The 14,258-nt window shown below is 67.7% G+C and carries 13 protein-coding genes and 1 pseudogene; 10 read left to right on the top strand and 4 right to left on the bottom strand.

What is annotated here, in order from left to right; translation table 11 throughout:
- Positions 1–207 precede the first annotated feature (207 nt).
- Entirely contained in the window at positions 208–969 is a 762-nt protein-coding gene (locus A9X05_RS11455; RefSeq protein ID WP_067759793.1) for an enoyl-CoA hydratase/isomerase family protein, read from the top strand.
- Positions 970–981: 12 nt separating this feature from the next.
- On the opposite strand, the gene A9X05_RS11460 is transcribed toward A9X05_RS11455, so the two are convergent.
- Positions 982–1,836 carry a proline iminopeptidase-family hydrolase gene (locus A9X05_RS11460; RefSeq protein WP_067781477.1) on the bottom strand — a complete coding sequence of 285 codons (855 nt, stop codon included), beginning with the start codon at positions 1,834–1,836 and terminating at the stop codon, positions 982–984.
- 200 nt (positions 1,837–2,036) lie between these two features.
- On the opposite strand from A9X05_RS11460, the pseudogene A9X05_RS11465 reads away from it, so the two are divergent.
- The 3 genes and pseudogenes from A9X05_RS11465 to A9X05_RS11475 form a co-directional block, all read left to right on the top strand.
- Positions 2,037–2,213: pseudogene (locus A9X05_RS11465) on the top strand (acetyl-CoA C-acyltransferase); the annotation flags it as partial.
- Positions 2,214–2,252: 39 nt separating this feature from the next.
- A complete protein-coding gene (gene meaB, locus A9X05_RS11470) occupies positions 2,253–3,131 on the top strand; it encodes a methylmalonyl Co-A mutase-associated GTPase MeaB (protein ID WP_067781419.1) in 879 nt (292 codons plus the stop codon).
- Positions 3,132–3,331: 200 nt separating this feature from the next.
- A complete protein-coding gene (locus tag A9X05_RS11475) occupies positions 3,332–4,243 on the top strand; it encodes a thiamine pyrophosphate-dependent enzyme (RefSeq protein WP_067781422.1) in 912 nt (303 codons plus the stop codon).
- On the opposite strand, the gene A9X05_RS11480 is transcribed toward A9X05_RS11475, so the two are convergent.
- Positions 4,236–4,889 (bottom strand): response regulator transcription factor, encoded by a 654-nt coding sequence (locus tag A9X05_RS11480; RefSeq protein WP_067759759.1) that lies wholly within the window; start codon positions 4,887–4,889, stop codon positions 4,236–4,238. The two genes, A9X05_RS11475 and A9X05_RS11480, sit on opposite strands and share 8 nt — an antisense overlap.
- A 107-nt stretch (positions 4,890–4,996) precedes the next feature.
- Between A9X05_RS11480 and A9X05_RS11485 the strand changes: the two genes are divergently transcribed.
- On the top strand, positions 4,997–6,217 hold the full coding sequence (locus A9X05_RS11485; protein WP_067781426.1) for a sensor histidine kinase: 1,221 nt from the start codon (positions 4,997–4,999) through the stop codon (positions 6,215–6,217).
- Positions 6,218–6,280: 63 nt separating this feature from the next.
- Entirely contained in the window at positions 6,281–6,655 is a 375-nt protein-coding gene (locus A9X05_RS11490) for a limonene-1,2-epoxide hydrolase family protein (protein ID WP_067759748.1), read from the top strand.
- On the opposite strand, the gene A9X05_RS11495 is transcribed toward A9X05_RS11490, so the two are convergent.
- Both A9X05_RS11495 and A9X05_RS11500 read right to left on the bottom strand, forming a co-directional pair.
- The gene (locus A9X05_RS11495) at positions 6,652–8,271 is read right to left on the bottom strand and encodes an FAD-dependent oxidoreductase (RefSeq protein WP_067781429.1); all 1,620 of its coding nucleotides are present in this window, start codon (positions 8,269–8,271) and stop codon (positions 6,652–6,654) included. The two genes, A9X05_RS11490 and A9X05_RS11495, sit on opposite strands and share 4 nt — an antisense overlap.
- Positions 8,272–8,285: 14 nt before the next feature.
- Entirely contained in the window at positions 8,286–8,963 is a 678-nt protein-coding gene (locus A9X05_RS11500) for an IclR family transcriptional regulator (RefSeq protein ID WP_067759737.1), read from the bottom strand.
- A 124-nt stretch (positions 8,964–9,087) separates the two neighbouring features.
- Between A9X05_RS11500 and A9X05_RS11505 the strand changes: the two genes are divergently transcribed.
- Genes A9X05_RS11505 through A9X05_RS11520 form a run of 4 tightly spaced genes read left to right on the top strand, consistent with a single transcriptional unit; the run spans position 9,088 to position 14,258 of the window.
- Entirely contained in the window at positions 9,088–9,951 is an 864-nt protein-coding gene (locus A9X05_RS11505) for an alpha/beta fold hydrolase (protein WP_067781432.1), read from the top strand.
- Positions 9,951–11,660: a bifunctional 3-(3-hydroxy-phenyl)propionate/3-hydroxycinnamic acid hydroxylase gene (locus tag A9X05_RS11510; protein WP_067781435.1), complete on the top strand. Its 1,710-nt coding sequence runs from the start codon at positions 9,951–9,953 to the stop codon at positions 11,658–11,660. Before A9X05_RS11505 ends, A9X05_RS11510 begins: the two co-directional genes overlap by 1 nt.
- Positions 11,608–12,525 carry a 3-carboxyethylcatechol 2,3-dioxygenase gene (locus A9X05_RS11515; RefSeq protein ID WP_067759723.1) on the top strand — a complete coding sequence of 306 codons (918 nt, stop codon included), beginning with the start codon at positions 11,608–11,610 and terminating at the stop codon, positions 12,523–12,525. The genes A9X05_RS11510 and A9X05_RS11515 overlap by 53 nt, the downstream gene beginning before the upstream one ends.
- Positions 12,522–14,258: an FAD-binding protein gene (locus A9X05_RS11520; protein ID WP_067759718.1), complete on the top strand. Its 1,737-nt coding sequence runs from the start codon at positions 12,522–12,524 to the stop codon at positions 14,256–14,258. Before A9X05_RS11515 ends, A9X05_RS11520 begins: the two co-directional genes overlap by 4 nt.

Genomic DNA, 14,258 nt, shown 5'->3' on the forward strand with positions numbered 1-14,258 from the left:
GCGGAGCCCGGGTGAAGCGGGTCACGACTATAGACGGAGTGATCGCGAGCGCGGGCGGAGCCCGGGTGAAGCGGGTGACGACCATAGACGGAGTGATCGCGAGCGCGGGCGGAGCCCGGGTGAAGCGGGTCACGACCATAGACGGAGTGATCGCGAGCGCGGGCGGAGCCCGGGTGAAGCGGGTCACGACCATAAAAGGAGTCTGACGTGTACGACATGCCTGCCGAAATCGACGTCCAAGCCGACGGCCCGCTGCGGATCATCACCTTGAACCGGCCGGAGTCGCTCAATTCGGTCAACGACGATCTGCACGTCGGACTCGCGCGACTGTGGCAGCGACTGACCGATGACCCGACGGCCCGCGCGGCGGTCATCACCGGGGCCGGCAGGGCGTTCTCGGCGGGCGGGGATTTCTCCTACCTCAAGGAGCTGTCGACCGATGCCGACTTGCGCGCCAAAACCATTCGGGACGGCCGCGAGATCGTTTTGGGTATGGCGCGGTGCCGAATTCCGGTGGTCGCCGCGGTCAACGGCCCGGCCGTAGGGCTGGGCTGCAGCCTGGTAGCCCTGAGCGACATCGTCTACATCGCCGAAGAGGCCTACCTCGCGGATCCGCACGTGCAGGTGGGATTGGTGGCCGCCGACGGCGGTCCGCTGACCTGGCCGCTGCATATCAGCCTGCTGCTGGCCAAGGAGTTCGCCTTGACGGGCACCCGCATCAGTGCCCAGCGCGCCGTCGAGCTGGGGTTGGCCAACCACGTGTCCGCCGACCCCGTCGCGGACGCAACCGCTTGTGCGAAAAAGATTTTGGAGCTGCCTCAGCAGGCGGTCGAAAGCACCAAACGGGTGCTCAACATTCATCTGGAGCGCGCGGTCCTCGCCAGTCTGGACTATGCCCTGTCGGCCGAGCACCAGTCCTTCACGACCGACGACTTCCGCTCGATCGTCACCAAGCTGGCGAAGAACTGATGTGACAGCCGCTCACGCGGAATCGTGATGCCGCAGAAAGTCTCGCATCACCCGATCGAACTTCGCCGGCTCCTCGATGAAGGGCATGTGAGCGCTCGACTCGAACAGTTCGTAGCGCGAGCCAGCGATGCGCCGGTGCATCTCCCACATGTGTTCGGGCACGCATTCGTCGAACCTGCCGGCAAGGACGAGGGTCGGCAAGGTGATTTCCGGCAATCGGTCGAACACGTCCCAGTCGCGGATCGTCCCGACGATGTGGAAGTCGCTCGGCCCGAACATCGTCTCGAAGATGTCGGTTCCCATGTTGGCGAAGGCCGCCAAAAGCTCTGGGGGCCAGGGCCGCACGCGGCAAAGGTAGGTTTCGTTCCAGGTGCGGATGGCGTCCTGATATTCGGCCGTGTACGTCGTCCCCGCGGCTTCGTGGCGGTCGATCGCGGACTGCGTCGCCGGATCGAGCTCGGTCTTCAACCGGGCCACCATCTGGGAGAACTGCGGTATGGAGGCAATGCTGTTCGAGATGGTGAGGCTGACGGCGCCCGACGGGACGTCGAGCGCGTACTGCTGCGCCATCATCCCGCCCCACGAGTTGCCGAAGAGGTGAAAACTCTTGAGGCCGAGTCCTCTTACCACAGCATCCATTTCGGCCACCGACCGCGACATGGTCCACAGATCCGGGTTCGACGGGCGGTCGGAGTTGCCGCAACCGAGCTGATCCCAATAGACGACTTCGCGCTCGTCGGCCAACCGCTCCAGCGAACGCAGGTAGGTATGCGGCAATCCGGGCCCGCCGTGCACGACGAGCAGGGGAAGGCCCGGTCCGCCACCGATGCGCTCGAACCACACGTTGCCGCCCGGGACCGCGATCATTCCGTCCATTGCCGACAATGCCTCCTGATTTGCGAGCAGACGCAGAATCGCACCCAGCGATGCTGGTATATGCGATTTTGCGACTGGTCGCGAGCCGATCTCTCCTTGCAACGCCGACTCGCAATGAGAGAATAGTGTTCTCACAATCTTGCGGGGGCTCTCGGGCACTCGCGACGCGCTCGTCGAACTGGAGAAGACCCGTGCCTGACGCCGTCATCATGTCCGCCCTGCGCACACCCATCGGCACCGCCCGAAAGGGCACGCTGCGCGACACCAGCGCCTTCGACCTCGGGCACCACGTCGTCGCCCAGGCGGCGAAGTATTGGGACCCCGCGCAAGTCGACGACGTGATCCTGGGGGAGGGGCTATACGGCGGCATCGGGTCCGCCACCGTCATCGAGGTCCCCGCCCCCTAAATGGAGATCACCGACCTGATCATCAGCGCGCGCAACGGATCTCCGCGCGCGGCCGGTCGGCTCCTTTCGCTGGTCGAGGGCGAGCGCCGTGACGAGGTGCTGGCCAGCCTCGAACCGTCATCGGTGAACGTCGTTGGCATCACCGGGCCCCCGGGCGCGGGCAAGTCCACGACGATCGCCGCCCTGGTCGGCGGCTACCGGGAGCGGGGGTCCCGGGTGGCGGTGCTGGCCGTGGACCCGTCGTCGCCGTTCAGTGGTGGTGCACTGCTGGGCGATCGAATACGGATGGCCGCGCATATCAACGACTCCGACGTGTTGATCAGGTCGGTGGCGACCCGTGGTCACCTCGGGGGATTGGCCGCCGCGGTACCGGCGGCCATTCGGCTGCTCGGAGCGATCGGTTACCACGTCGTGCTGCTGGAGACCGTGGGGGTGGGGCAGTCCGAAATCGAGATCGCCGCGGTCGCCGACCCCACCGTCGTCATCCTCAATCCCGGTGCGGGCGACGCGATTCAGGCGGCCAAGGCAGGGGTGCTCGAAGTCGCCGACATCGTGGTCGTCAACAAGGCCGACCGGGACGGCGCCGAACAGACCGTGCGGGACCTGCGGGCCGAGACCGACGCACCCATCGTCAGCCTCGTCGCCGCGCGCGGCGAGGGCATCGCGGAATTGATGGCGGTCATTGAGGATCACCACCGCACCGACACTCGCGCCCGCCGGCTGGCCCGCGCCCGCGCCCAGATCCTGTCGCTGGCGCAGACCCGGCTGCGAGGTCGGCCGGACCTCGACCGGCTCGCCGAGACGGTCGTCGACGGCGACCGGGACCCCTACTCGGCGGCTGAGCAGTTGCTGTCACCGACCCCTCGCGACCAGGACTGAGCCGCCGCGCTGTCCCCCGATTGGGGGAACGGAGATTCATCCCCTTTGCGGACCGATCGGCGGAGTTCCGGCCCGCCCTGCCGCCCTACGTTGATCGTGTGTACAACGGCAGTCACCTCAGCCACCGACCGGACCCCCGTCCGTCGCAGTGCTCCGGCCGACGCCGCCACGATCCCGCGACGAGTTAGGAGACCCGGCACATGGCTCGCACACCCGAACTGTCGGCCGCACGCGTTGAAGAGCAGCTGGAGCTGTACCGCCAATTGTGGGTACTGCGCCTCCTTGACATGGCGTTGGAAGAGCGGCGCATCGACGGGCTGCTCAACGGGCCCATGGAGGCCGCCTTCGGCCAGGAGGCCGTGGCCGTCGGCACCATCGCGGCGCTTCGGCCGGGCGACATCCTGAACACCGCGATCCGCCACTTCCAGCACGCCCAGGAGGTCGGCCTCGCCCGACCGTTAGGTCCGGCCATCGCCGAGATGACCGCCCCGACGAGGCCTGCGGCCGGCGGTGCGAAGGAAAGCGTCTTCGCCGCCGAATGGAAGCAGATCTTCGGCACGTCGAGCCCGGTCAGGCAATCCATTCTGTTCGCGATCGGCGACGCCTACGGGCAGCAGGTGGCGGGCGCAGGCGGGGTCACCGTGTGCGTCATCGGGGACGACGCCGCCAAGTCCGCCGAGTTCCAATCGGCCGCGCGGATCGCGGTGTCGTGGCGGCTTCCGCTCGTGTTCGTCATCGAGAGCATCCGCGACGGGTCCGGTGTGCGCCGCGGGCCACGCGACTGCTACGGGTTACCCGTCTCGTCGGTCGACGGCAAAGACGTTGCGGCAGTGCGTGCTTCGGTCGGCGAAGCGGTGCAGCGAGCCGGCGCCGGCGGAGGTCCCGCCATGGTCGAGGCGGTTACCTACCGAACCAACCATCCCGCAGGAGTCGATCCGTTGGTCTACGCCCGCCGACGGCTGACCAACATCGGAGTCGGCGCCGGCCACCTCTACGAGGTGGAACGGCGGGCCCGCCACCTGGTGGGCGAGGCCGCCGCGGTCGCGAACTCACTTCTGCGGGCGGACGGTCCGACGATCAGCGAATCGGACCACTGGCCGGCCACTAGCTGAGCAGGCCTTGCCGCATCGCCTCGGCAACGGCGGCCGCACGATCGCTGACGCCAAGTTTCTCGTACAGGCGCTGCACGTGCGTCTTGACCGTCGACGGGGCCACGAACAGCTCGGCGGCGATCACGGGAATGCTTTGGCCACGCGCAATTCGGTTGAGCACCTCGCGCTCTCGCGCGCTGAGCACGGGTCCTGTCGGTTGCGCCCGATGACGGATCTCCGCGGTAAGGCCCCCGACGAGCGACGGCGCCACCACGTCGCGGCCCTGCGCGCAGTCGAGCACGGCCTTGACGATGTCGCTGCGCGTCGAGTCCTTGAGCACGAACCCCGCGGCGCCCTGCTGCAATGCCTGGTACACGATGGCCGGCTCGTCGTGCGCCGAAATCAGCAGCACGCGGGTCGGCAATTCCTGACTCCGCACCGCCGCGGCGACCTGCCCGCCATCCATGCCGGGCATGCGGAAGTCGAGCAGGGCGACGTCGGGCCGATGTTCTTTGATCAGTTCCAGTGCCGCCGAACCGTCGTCGGCCTCGCCGACCACGTTCACCGAACCGCTCGACGACAGGGCGCGCACGACGCCCTCACGAAACAGGGGGTGATCGTCGCCGACAACCACCCGCACCTTGTCGGGCGCTGCTGGGCCGGCCATGGCGATGAGTCTAGCCCGCAAAGCGTCCGCGGCAATCAGCGAAAACTCTGATGCACGCCTGGGCGCTTTGCCCCGAGAGAGCCGCCACGGATGAGTACTGTGTTCGCGTGGCGGTCGCGAGCGACGCGGAACTGGGTCGGGTGCGCAGGCTTCATCAGCTGCGTTCGTATCGGCTTGCGTCGGTCCTCCGGGTCGGCGTGGTGGGCTTGATGATCGCTGCGATGCTCAGCGGCACCCGCCGGTCCGAGTGGACCCAGCAAACCGTGCTGATCGTGGTGTACGGCGTGGTGGCGCTCTTTGCTCTGACGCTGGCTTTCTCGCCGAGCCGGCGATGGCTCACCCGGGGGCGGCTGGCCCGCGTCGGCCGCCAGGAACCGTTTGCGTTCACGGTCATCGATGTGGTCCTGCTGACCGTCTTCCAGGTGTTGTCGACCAACGGGCTCCATCCGCTGCTCATCATGACGGCGCTGCCGGTCCTGATCGGGCTCGACGTCTCGTCTCGGCGGGCGGCCGTGGTGCTGCTCTTCTCGATGGTGGGGTTCGCGATCGCGGTGCTCGAGGACCCGGAAATGGTCGGATCGATCGGCGTGACCGAAGCCACGTTCCGGTTCCTGCTCTACGGATTCCTTTGTGTCACGGCGTTTGTCGCCGTCCGGGTGGAAGAACGGCACACCCGCTCGGTGGCCGGGCTCAGCACCCTGCGCGAGGAGCTGCTCGCCCAGACGATGACCGCTTCCGACGTCGAGCAGCGACGGATCTCGGAATCCATCCACGACGGACCGCTGCAGGACATCTTGGCGGTGCGCCAAGAGCTGGTCGAATTGGACTCGGCGCTACCGGGCGATGACCGGGTGGCGCGCGCGATGGCCGGTCTGCAGATGGCATCGGAGCGATTGCGGCAGGCCACGTTCGAGCTGCACCCCGCCGTCCTCGAGCAGGTCGGGTTGGCCGCGGCGGTCCAGCAGTTGGCGACGTTGACCACCCAGCGATCGAACATCGACATCTCGACCGACATCGATTACCCGATCCGCACTGAGATCGACGCGATAGTGTTCGGCGTGGTACGCGAGTTGCTGTCCAACATCGTGCAGCATTCGCGGGCCCGTAGCGCTTCGGTGTCGCTCGGCTTCACGGACGGAACGTGCGTGTTGCACGTGGTCGACGACGGCGTGGGGTTCGACGACCAGACGGTGGCGCGCCGGCTCGGCGAGGGGCACATCGGATTGGCGTCGCACCGCGCCCGCGTGGAGGCCGCCGGGGGAACGTTCGTCTTCCTCGACACTCCGGTGGGCACCCACATCTGCGTCGAGGTGCCGGTGCCAGACTGAACCGCGAGCCGCTCAGCGTCTTCGGTCTTGATTTGCTCCGCGGCGATGTGTTGCATGAGGGGCATGACACGTTCTGCCGATGAATTGGTGACGGAATTCTGCGAGCGTTGGGCATCGCCGGACCCGGACGAGATTGCCGCGTATTTCACCGAAGACGCGGTCTACCACAACATCCCGATGGATCCTGTGCATGGCCGCGAGGCGATACGCGAATTCATCGCGGGATTCCTGGCCGCGTTCGACGGAATCGACTTCAACGTGCACCGGCAGGTCGCCGACGGGTCGTTGGTGATGAACGAGCGCACCGATGTCATGCGCCGCAAGGACGGTGGATCGATCCCGTTGCCGGTGATGGGCGTTTTCGAAGTGCACGACGACCGGATAGCCGCGTGGCGCGACTATTTCGACATGGCAGCCATCACGAACGCTTTCAGTTAGCGCGACTCGAGGTCGACGGACTTCCCGGTAGCGGCCGCGTGACCGGCGCGGTATCCGAAAACCATTGCCGGGCCCAATGTCCCGCCGGCGCCACCGTAGGCGCGTCCCGTGACCCCACCCATCGCATTCCCGGCGGCGAACAGGCCCGGGATCGGCTCGCCGGCGACATGCAGCACCCGCCCGTCGCGGTCGGTGCGCGGACCGCCCTTCGTGCCCATCGCGCCGATGCACACCGGCACCGCATAGAACGGGGCGGTGTCGATCGGGCCGAGGGTCTTGCCCGCGGCTGTGGTCGCGCTGTCGTCGCCCCAGTAGCCGTCGTAGGCGCTGGAGCCGCGCCCGAAGTCGGGGTCGGCCCCCGCGGCCACGTGGCGGTTCCAGTCGTCGATGGTGCGGATCAAGCCGTCCGCGTCGATGCCGGTCTTCGCGGCCAGCTCGGTGAGGTCTGCGGACTCGCAAAACCAGTCCGGGACGGGCTGTCCCGGCTCGACGCCCAGGAATCCATAGCGCTGCAAATGAATTGAATCGAACACCATCCATCCGCGGTCGTTGACGTACCCGCCGCGGGGATCGAGGTAGTGAAAGGCGCCGGCCATGGAGTTGTAGTCGCACGCCTCGTTGACGAAGCGCCGCCCCGCCGAGTTGACGATGATGCTCCGCGGCCGAGTCCGCTCCAGGCGCACGCTGCGGCTGCGTTGCCTGCCGTCGATCGTGTCGCCCGGGATCTGGACGATCGGCACCCACCAGGCCTCGGCCATGTTGGCCAGGTCGGCGCCGTGCGCCATCGCCATGCGCAGGCCGTCCCCGGTGTTATGGGGCGGGGACACCGCGCCGTGCATCGGGCCGCGCAGGAATGCCCGCACCAAACCCGGATCCCATTCGAAGCCTCCGACGCCCAGGACGACTCCGCGGCGCGCGCGCACCCGAATGGTTCGCCCGGGCAACGCGATGCGCGCCCCGACGATTTCGCCGTCCTCGGCGATGAGCTCCTCGGCCCGGGCGTCGGTCCGGGGCGTGACCCCGGCGTCCAGCAATCCCTTGAGCAGACCCGCAATCAACGCCGTGCCTGCGACGCACAGGTCGCTGCATTCGCCGACCGTCACGTGCAGGCGGGCCCTCGTTTCGGCATCGATACCGACGTTGGACCAGTCGGCGGGGAAGGCGGTGATCCGGTCGCCCCACTCGCCGAGCCGGTTCAGATCGAAGGGCCCCGCGCTCAGCGACCGCCCGCCGCCGGGACGGCCCCCCGGCAGCTCGGGCCGGTAGTCCGGGAAGCCGGTGGCGACCTCGAAGCGCAGGCCGCTGTGCGCCTCGATGAAGTCGAGCATCGCGGCACCGGTGTGCACGAAAGTCTCGACCAGCTCGTCGTCCATCGAACCCAGGGACTGCGCGCGCAGGTATCGCAGCGCGTCGACCGGGGTCAATTCGCCTTCGGGAGAACGGTTGTGGGCGGGGATCCACACCACACCGCCCGACACGGCGGTCGTTCCGCCGACCGTCGACGCCTTTTCGAAAACCTCCACCGACGCGCCGGACGCGGCGGCGGTGAGTGCGGCGGTGAGCCCGGCGCCCCCGCTGCCGAGCACGACGACATCGACTTGCATGTCCCACGGCATGTATCGCTACCCCTTCAGCTCAGCAGGTCCGACAACTGTTGCGCGGCTTTGACGACCGCGTCCTTACCGCGCATCACGACGTCTTCCCGGTGCGAGATGAGGTTGATGCAGGTTGGCGGGGACGGCGGCGGGCGGCGCACCGCGACGGCGAGGCCATAAGTGTTGGGCTCGATCTCCCCGTACGTGCTCACCCAGCCGCGCTCACGCGCGCGGGTCACCAGGTCGCGCTCTCCCGGACGCGGCGGCATGCTCGCGAGCAACGCGATCCCGGCGGCGCCGCGGTCCAGCGGATATCGGCTGCCCTCGTGGAAGGACAGCTGATAGGCCACGTGGCTCGGCACGATTACCGCGATGGCCACCTGCTGGTCGCCTTCCGCGATGAGCAACGAGACCGTGGTGCCGAGCTCGTCGGCCAGGGCCCGCAGCGTCGGAAGGCTGACTTGGCGAACGTTGCGGTCGAACGCGGCGCCGAGTACTGCGAGGCCGGCTGCGGGACGGTAGCGGCCGTCCTCGCCCTTGGCCACCAACCGAAAGTCCGCCAGCGTCGTCAGCAATCGATAGGCGATGGTGCGGTGCACCCCGACCTGGTCGGCGAGCTGTTGCACGGTGAGGCCGCCGGGGGAATCCGCCACCAGTTGCAGCGCGGTCAGTCCCCTGGCCAGCGTCTGCGAACCCGTTCCCGAACCCGTCACAGCCTTGACAGACCCAGACGGGAGAGCGAAGCTCTATATATAACGCACATTAGTGTGCGATATTAGCACACGCGATACGCCGAAAACGAGAACGAGATTCCCACTCATCGGCCAGAGAGGAACCGTGGCGGAGTTCGAGAGCATCTGGAGCGATCTGCAGGGCGTCGCGTTTGAGCAGGGCTACCTCGACGCCGGCGGAGTGCGGACGCGCTACCTGCGCGCCGGCGACCCCGGCAAGCCGGTGCTGGTGTTGTTACACGGATCGGGCGGCCACGCCGAGGCATACGTCCGCAACCTCGCAGCGCACGCCGAGCACTTCTGGACCTGGTCGATCGACATGCTGGGGCACGGCTACACGGATAAGCCGGGCCACCCGCTGGAGGTCCGCCACTACGTCGAACACCTGATGGCCGTCCTGCGCACGGTCGGCGTCGATCGCGCCTGCATCAGCGGTGAATCGCTGGGCGGCTGGGTGGCCGCCCGCGCCGCCATCGACCATCCGGACGTGGTGGACCGGCTCGTCCTGAACACCGCGGGCGGCTCGCAGGCCGACCCGGTCGTGATGAAGCGGATCATCACGCTGTCCATGGCCGCCGCCGAAGACCCGACCTGGGAGACGGTGCAGGCGCGGATCAAGTGGCTGATGGCCGACAAATCCAAGGACTACGACGACCTGGTCGCCAGCCGCCAACGCGTCTACCGTCAGCCGGGATTCGTCGACGCCATGCGCGACATCATGGCATTGCAGGACCCCGAGATTCGGGCGCGCAACATCATCGGCCCGGACGAATACGGTGCGATCACCGCGCCGACCCTGGTGTTGTGGACCAGTGACGACCCGACCGCCGACGTGACCGAGGGCCGCCGGATTGCGTCGATGATCCCCAACGCACGCTTCGAGGTGATGCCCGGCTGCGGTCACTGGCCGCAGTACGAGGACGCCAAGACCTTCAACCGTTTGCACCTCGACTTCCTGCTGGGGCGGTGATGAGCGGCGACGGGCAGCAACCCGACTTCGACGTCGTGGTCGTCGGCGCCGGACCGGTCGGCCTGACGCTGGCCAACATCCTTGGCCTGCAAGGCATCCGAACGGTGCTGGTCGAAGAACGCGACACGCTGATCGACTATCCGCGCGGAGTGGGGCTCGACGACGAGGCGTTGCGGACGTTTCAGTCGATCGGGCTGGCCGACCGGGTCGTGCCCCACACGGTGCCCAACCAGATCCTACGTTTCGTCGACGCGAAACGGCGCGTGCTCGCCGAAATGGCCCCGCCCGACGCGCGTTTCGGGTGGCCGAAGCGCAACGGCTTCGTGCAACCCCTCGTCGACGCCGAATTGCTCACCGGCCTGGACCGGTTCGAGCACGTCGAGGTGTGGTGGGGGCGACCGATGACGGGGTGCCGTGAAGACGCCGGCGGGGTGACCGTCGAGCTCAGCGGCGGGCACGACCACGAAACGTCCAGCCTGCGAGCGCGTTACGTCGTCGGTTGCGACGGGGGCCGAAGCATGACTCGCCGCATGATGGACGTGTCGTTCGACGGGACGACATCGTCGACGCGCTGGCTGGTGGTCGACATCGCCAACGACCCGCTCGGGCACCCCAACAGCGAGGTCGGCGCCGATCCCGAACGGCCGTACGCGTCGATCTCGATCGCACACGGAATCCGGCGGTTCGAGTTCATGATCCACGCCCACGAGACCGACGAGCAGGCCGAAGATCCGGCGTTCCTGACGCAGATGCTGGCCCGGATGGTGCCGCACCCGGAGCGGGTCGACGTGATCCGGCGGCACGTCTACACCCATCACTCGCGGATCGCCGGGGCCTTCCGCAAGGGTCGGCTGCTGCTGGCCGGCGACGCCGCGCACCTGATGCCGGTCTGGCAGGGTCAGGGCTACAACAGCGGAATCCGCGACGCGGCCAACCTGGGTTGGAAGCTGGCGGCGGTGGTGAGCGGTCGGGCCGGTGACAAGCTGCTGGACACCTATGACGTGGAGCGCCGCAAGCACGCGCGGGCGATGATCGACCTGTCCACGATGGTGGGTCGAGTGATCTCGCCGACCAACCGGCGCGTGGCCGGTGCGCGAGACCTGCTGGTGCGGTCGGCGTCGATCGTGCCGTCGCTCAAGCGATATGTGCTGGAGATGCGGTTCAAGCCGATGCCGCGCTACGAACAAGGAGCCGTCGTACACGCCGCCCCGGGGCGGGCGGATTCGCCGGTGGGCACGCTGTTCATCCAGCCGCGGGTCGATACCCGCGAGAACGACAACGTGCTGTTGGACGACGTCATCGGTGACTGGTTCGCCGTGCTGTGCTGGAACAACGACCCCCGCCAGATCCTCGGCGACGTCGCCTTCGCGAACTGGAAAGCGCTGGGCGCGAGGTTCATTGCGCTGCGGCCCGTGACCCAGCTGCACTGGACCGGTCACGACCATCCCGACGTGGTGGTCGTTGGGGACCCCACCGGTGCCGTCAAGTCCTGGTTCGACACCCACCAGGAGTCGGTGCTGTTCCTGCGTCCGGACCGCTGTATCGCCGGCGCCTGCATCGCCCAGCGCGCCCCCGACCTGAGCGCCGCACTCCTCGCCGCGCTCACCCTCACGCCACGAGGGGGTGATCCGCAAAGTGGCACTGGCTCTGTGCTGTATGTCGCACAGCCCGCTCCTGAATCTTCCGGGGCCGTCGCAGGACCTGCTTGACGACATCGAGGGAGCGATCGCCGACGCGCGCCGCTTCGTCGACGACTACGATCCCGAACTCGTCGTCAGCTTCTCCCCGGACCACTACAACGGGTTCTTCTACAAGATGATGCCGCCCTTCTGCATCGGCACGGGCGCCAACGGGATTGGGGACTACGGCACCCATGCCGGTCCGCTCGACGTTCCCGAGAAGCTCGCGACCGACTGCGCGAAAGCCGTGCTCGACGCCGGGGTCGACGTCGCGGTCTCGGCCTGCATGGACGTGGACCACGGCACCGTCCAGCCGCTGGAAAAGCTGTTCGGCGCGGCGACCGCGCGCCCGGTGATACCCATCTTCATCAATGCGATCGGCGTGCCGCTGGGGCCGTTACATCGTTGCCGGGCACTCGGTACCGCCGTCGGCAGCTACCTGGCCACGCTGGACAAGCGGGTATTGGTGCTGGGGTCGGGTGGGCTCTCGCACAGCCCGCCGGTGCCCACGCTGGCGACCGCGCCGGCACCCGTGCGGGAGCGCATCGTGCACGGTCGGCCGATGACACCCGAACAGCGCCAGGCCCGGCAGTCTGCCGTGATCGATGCGGCCAAGAGTTTCGCCGCCGGCGACAGCGACCTGCAACCGCTGAACCCGATGTGGGATCAGCGGTTCCTCGAGATCATCGACGGCGGATGGCTCACCGAACTCGACCAGTGGTCCAATTCGTTCGTGACCCACGAGGGCGGCAGCTCCGCCCAGGAGATCAGAACGTGGGTCGCCGCATTCGGGGCGCTGGCGAGCGCGGGCCCCTACGAAACCGTCGGGCGCTACTACAAGCCCGCCCCCGAACTGATCGCCGGATTCGCCATCAGGACGGCGGTACCGAAATGACGGCCACGACAGACGGTTTCGACCATGTCGTCGACGTTCTCGTCGTCGGGTCGGGTGGCGGCGGCATGACGGCCGCGCTCACCGCCCAGGCCGCGGGTCTGGACGCGCTGGTGGTGGAGAAGTCACCGTGCTTCGGCGGCTCCACCGCCCTGTCCGGGGGTGGCATCTGGGTGCCGGGGGCGCCCGCGCAGCGCAGGGAGGGCTACGTCCCGGAACCCGATCGCGTCATCGAATACCTGCGGCTGATCACCGAAGGACTGGTGAGCGAGTCGCGAATCCGGCAGTACGTCGAGTCCGCACCGAAAATGCTCGGGTTCCTGGAGCGGCTCTCCGGATGGTGCGAGTTCGTCTGGAAGCCGGGCTACGCCGACTACTATCCGGAGCTGCCCGGCGGATCGGACCTCGGCAGCACCATCAACGTCCCGCCCATAGACCTGCGGGAGCTGGGGCCCGACGAACAACTGCTGCTGAAGCCGCTGGCATTCGCGCCCAGAGGAATCTGGCTGGGGCCCAAGGAGCTTCGGACCTTTTACCGCATCCGGCAATCGTGGGCCGGCAAGGGCGTGTTGCTGAAGCTGATCGGGCGGATGGTCCGGGCACGGGTGTTCGGTGAGCGGATGGCGGCGATCGGGCAGTCCTTGGCCGCTCGGCTCAGATTGACCATGCGGGAGCGCGGCATCCCGCTGTGGCTCGACTCGCCGATGACCGAGCTGCTCGCCGACGCCGACGGATCGGTGACCGGTGTGGTGGTGGAAAGGGACGGCGAAGCGCGGCGCATCGGCGCGCGTCTCGGCGTCATCCTGGCCTCCGGTGGCTTCGACCATGACCTGGCCTGGCGCAAGGAACTGCTACCCGTGGTGGATCAGGACTGGAGCTTCGGCAACCCCGCCGCCATGGGCGACGGCATCCGCGCGGCCCAGAAGCTGGGTGCCGCAGTCGAGTTGCTCGACGAGGCGTGGTGGTTTCCCGCCATCCAATGGCCGGACGGCCGGATGCAGTTCATGCTCAACGAGCGCATGATGCCGGCGCAGTTCATCGTCAACGGCGACGGCAAGCGCTTCGTCAACGAGGCGGCGCCCTACATGGACTTCGGCCACGCCATGATCGACGGACAAAGGACCGGGGTCACCCACATCCCCTGTTGGCTGATCACCGACCACAGGTCGTGGAATCGCTACGTCATCGGAGGCCACCTCCCGATACCCAAGATCCCGGGTGCACCGGTGCCCACCGGCCGCAAGGTCCCCGCGGCGTGGCTGGAATCGGGCGTGGTCAAGGCCGCGATGAGCTGGGACGAGATGGCGGACCGCATCGGCGTGCCTGTCGACCATCTTTCCCAAACCGCCCGCCGTTTCAACGAACTCGCCCGCAATGGTCACGACGACGATTTCCACCGCGGCGACAGCGTCTACGACAACTACTATGGCGATCCCACACTGCCCAATCCCAACCTCCATCCGCTGGGCGACCCGCCGTATTACGCGTTCCGGATCGTCCTCGGTGACCTCGGGACGTCCGGGGGCCTGAGCACCGACGAATACGCGCGGGTGCTGCGGGACGACGCCTCGGTGGTGCCGGGACTGTACGCGGTGGGTAACACCTCCGCGCCGGTGATGGGCCGTAGCTACGCCGGCGCGGGGGCGACCATCGGCCCCGCCATGACGTTCGGCTTCGTCGCAGCGAATCACATTGCCGCACATGCCGCCAAAACCCTTAATTCTCATAGGAGGTAA

Origin of the sequence: Mycobacterium sp. E3298, from assembly GCF_001666895.1 — a bacterium.
GTDB lineage: Bacteria > Actinomycetota > Actinomycetes > Mycobacteriales > Mycobacteriaceae > Mycobacterium.

What these genes read in the sequence shown, in the direction of transcription:
- A9X05_RS11460 (WP_067781477.1), bottom strand. Translation starts at nt 1,836, where the DNA reads ATGATCGCGGTCCCGGGCGGCAACGTGTGGTTCGAGCGCATCGGTGGC.
- meaB (WP_067781419.1), top strand. Translation starts at nt 2,253, where the DNA reads ATGGAGATCACCGACCTGATCATCAGCGCGCGCAACGGATCTCCGCGC.
- A9X05_RS11475 (WP_067781422.1), top strand. Translation starts at nt 3,332, where the DNA reads ATGGCTCGCACACCCGAACTGTCGGCCGCACGCGTTGAAGAGCAGCTG.
- A9X05_RS11480 (WP_067759759.1), bottom strand. Translation starts at nt 4,889, where the DNA reads ATGGCCGGCCCAGCAGCGCCCGACAAGGTGCGGGTGGTTGTCGGCGAC.
- A9X05_RS11490 (WP_067759748.1), top strand. Translation starts at nt 6,281, where the DNA reads ATGACACGTTCTGCCGATGAATTGGTGACGGAATTCTGCGAGCGTTGG.
- A9X05_RS11495 (WP_067781429.1), bottom strand. Translation starts at nt 8,271, where the DNA reads ATGCCGTGGGACATGCAAGTCGATGTCGTCGTGCTCGGCAGCGGGGGC.
- A9X05_RS11510 (WP_067781435.1), top strand. Translation starts at nt 9,951, where the DNA reads ATGAGCGGCGACGGGCAGCAACCCGACTTCGACGTCGTGGTCGTCGGC.
- A9X05_RS11515 (WP_067759723.1), top strand. Translation starts at nt 11,608, where the DNA reads ATGTCGCACAGCCCGCTCCTGAATCTTCCGGGGCCGTCGCAGGACCTG.
- A9X05_RS11520 (WP_067759718.1), top strand. Translation starts at nt 12,522, where the DNA reads ATGACGGCCACGACAGACGGTTTCGACCATGTCGTCGACGTTCTCGTC.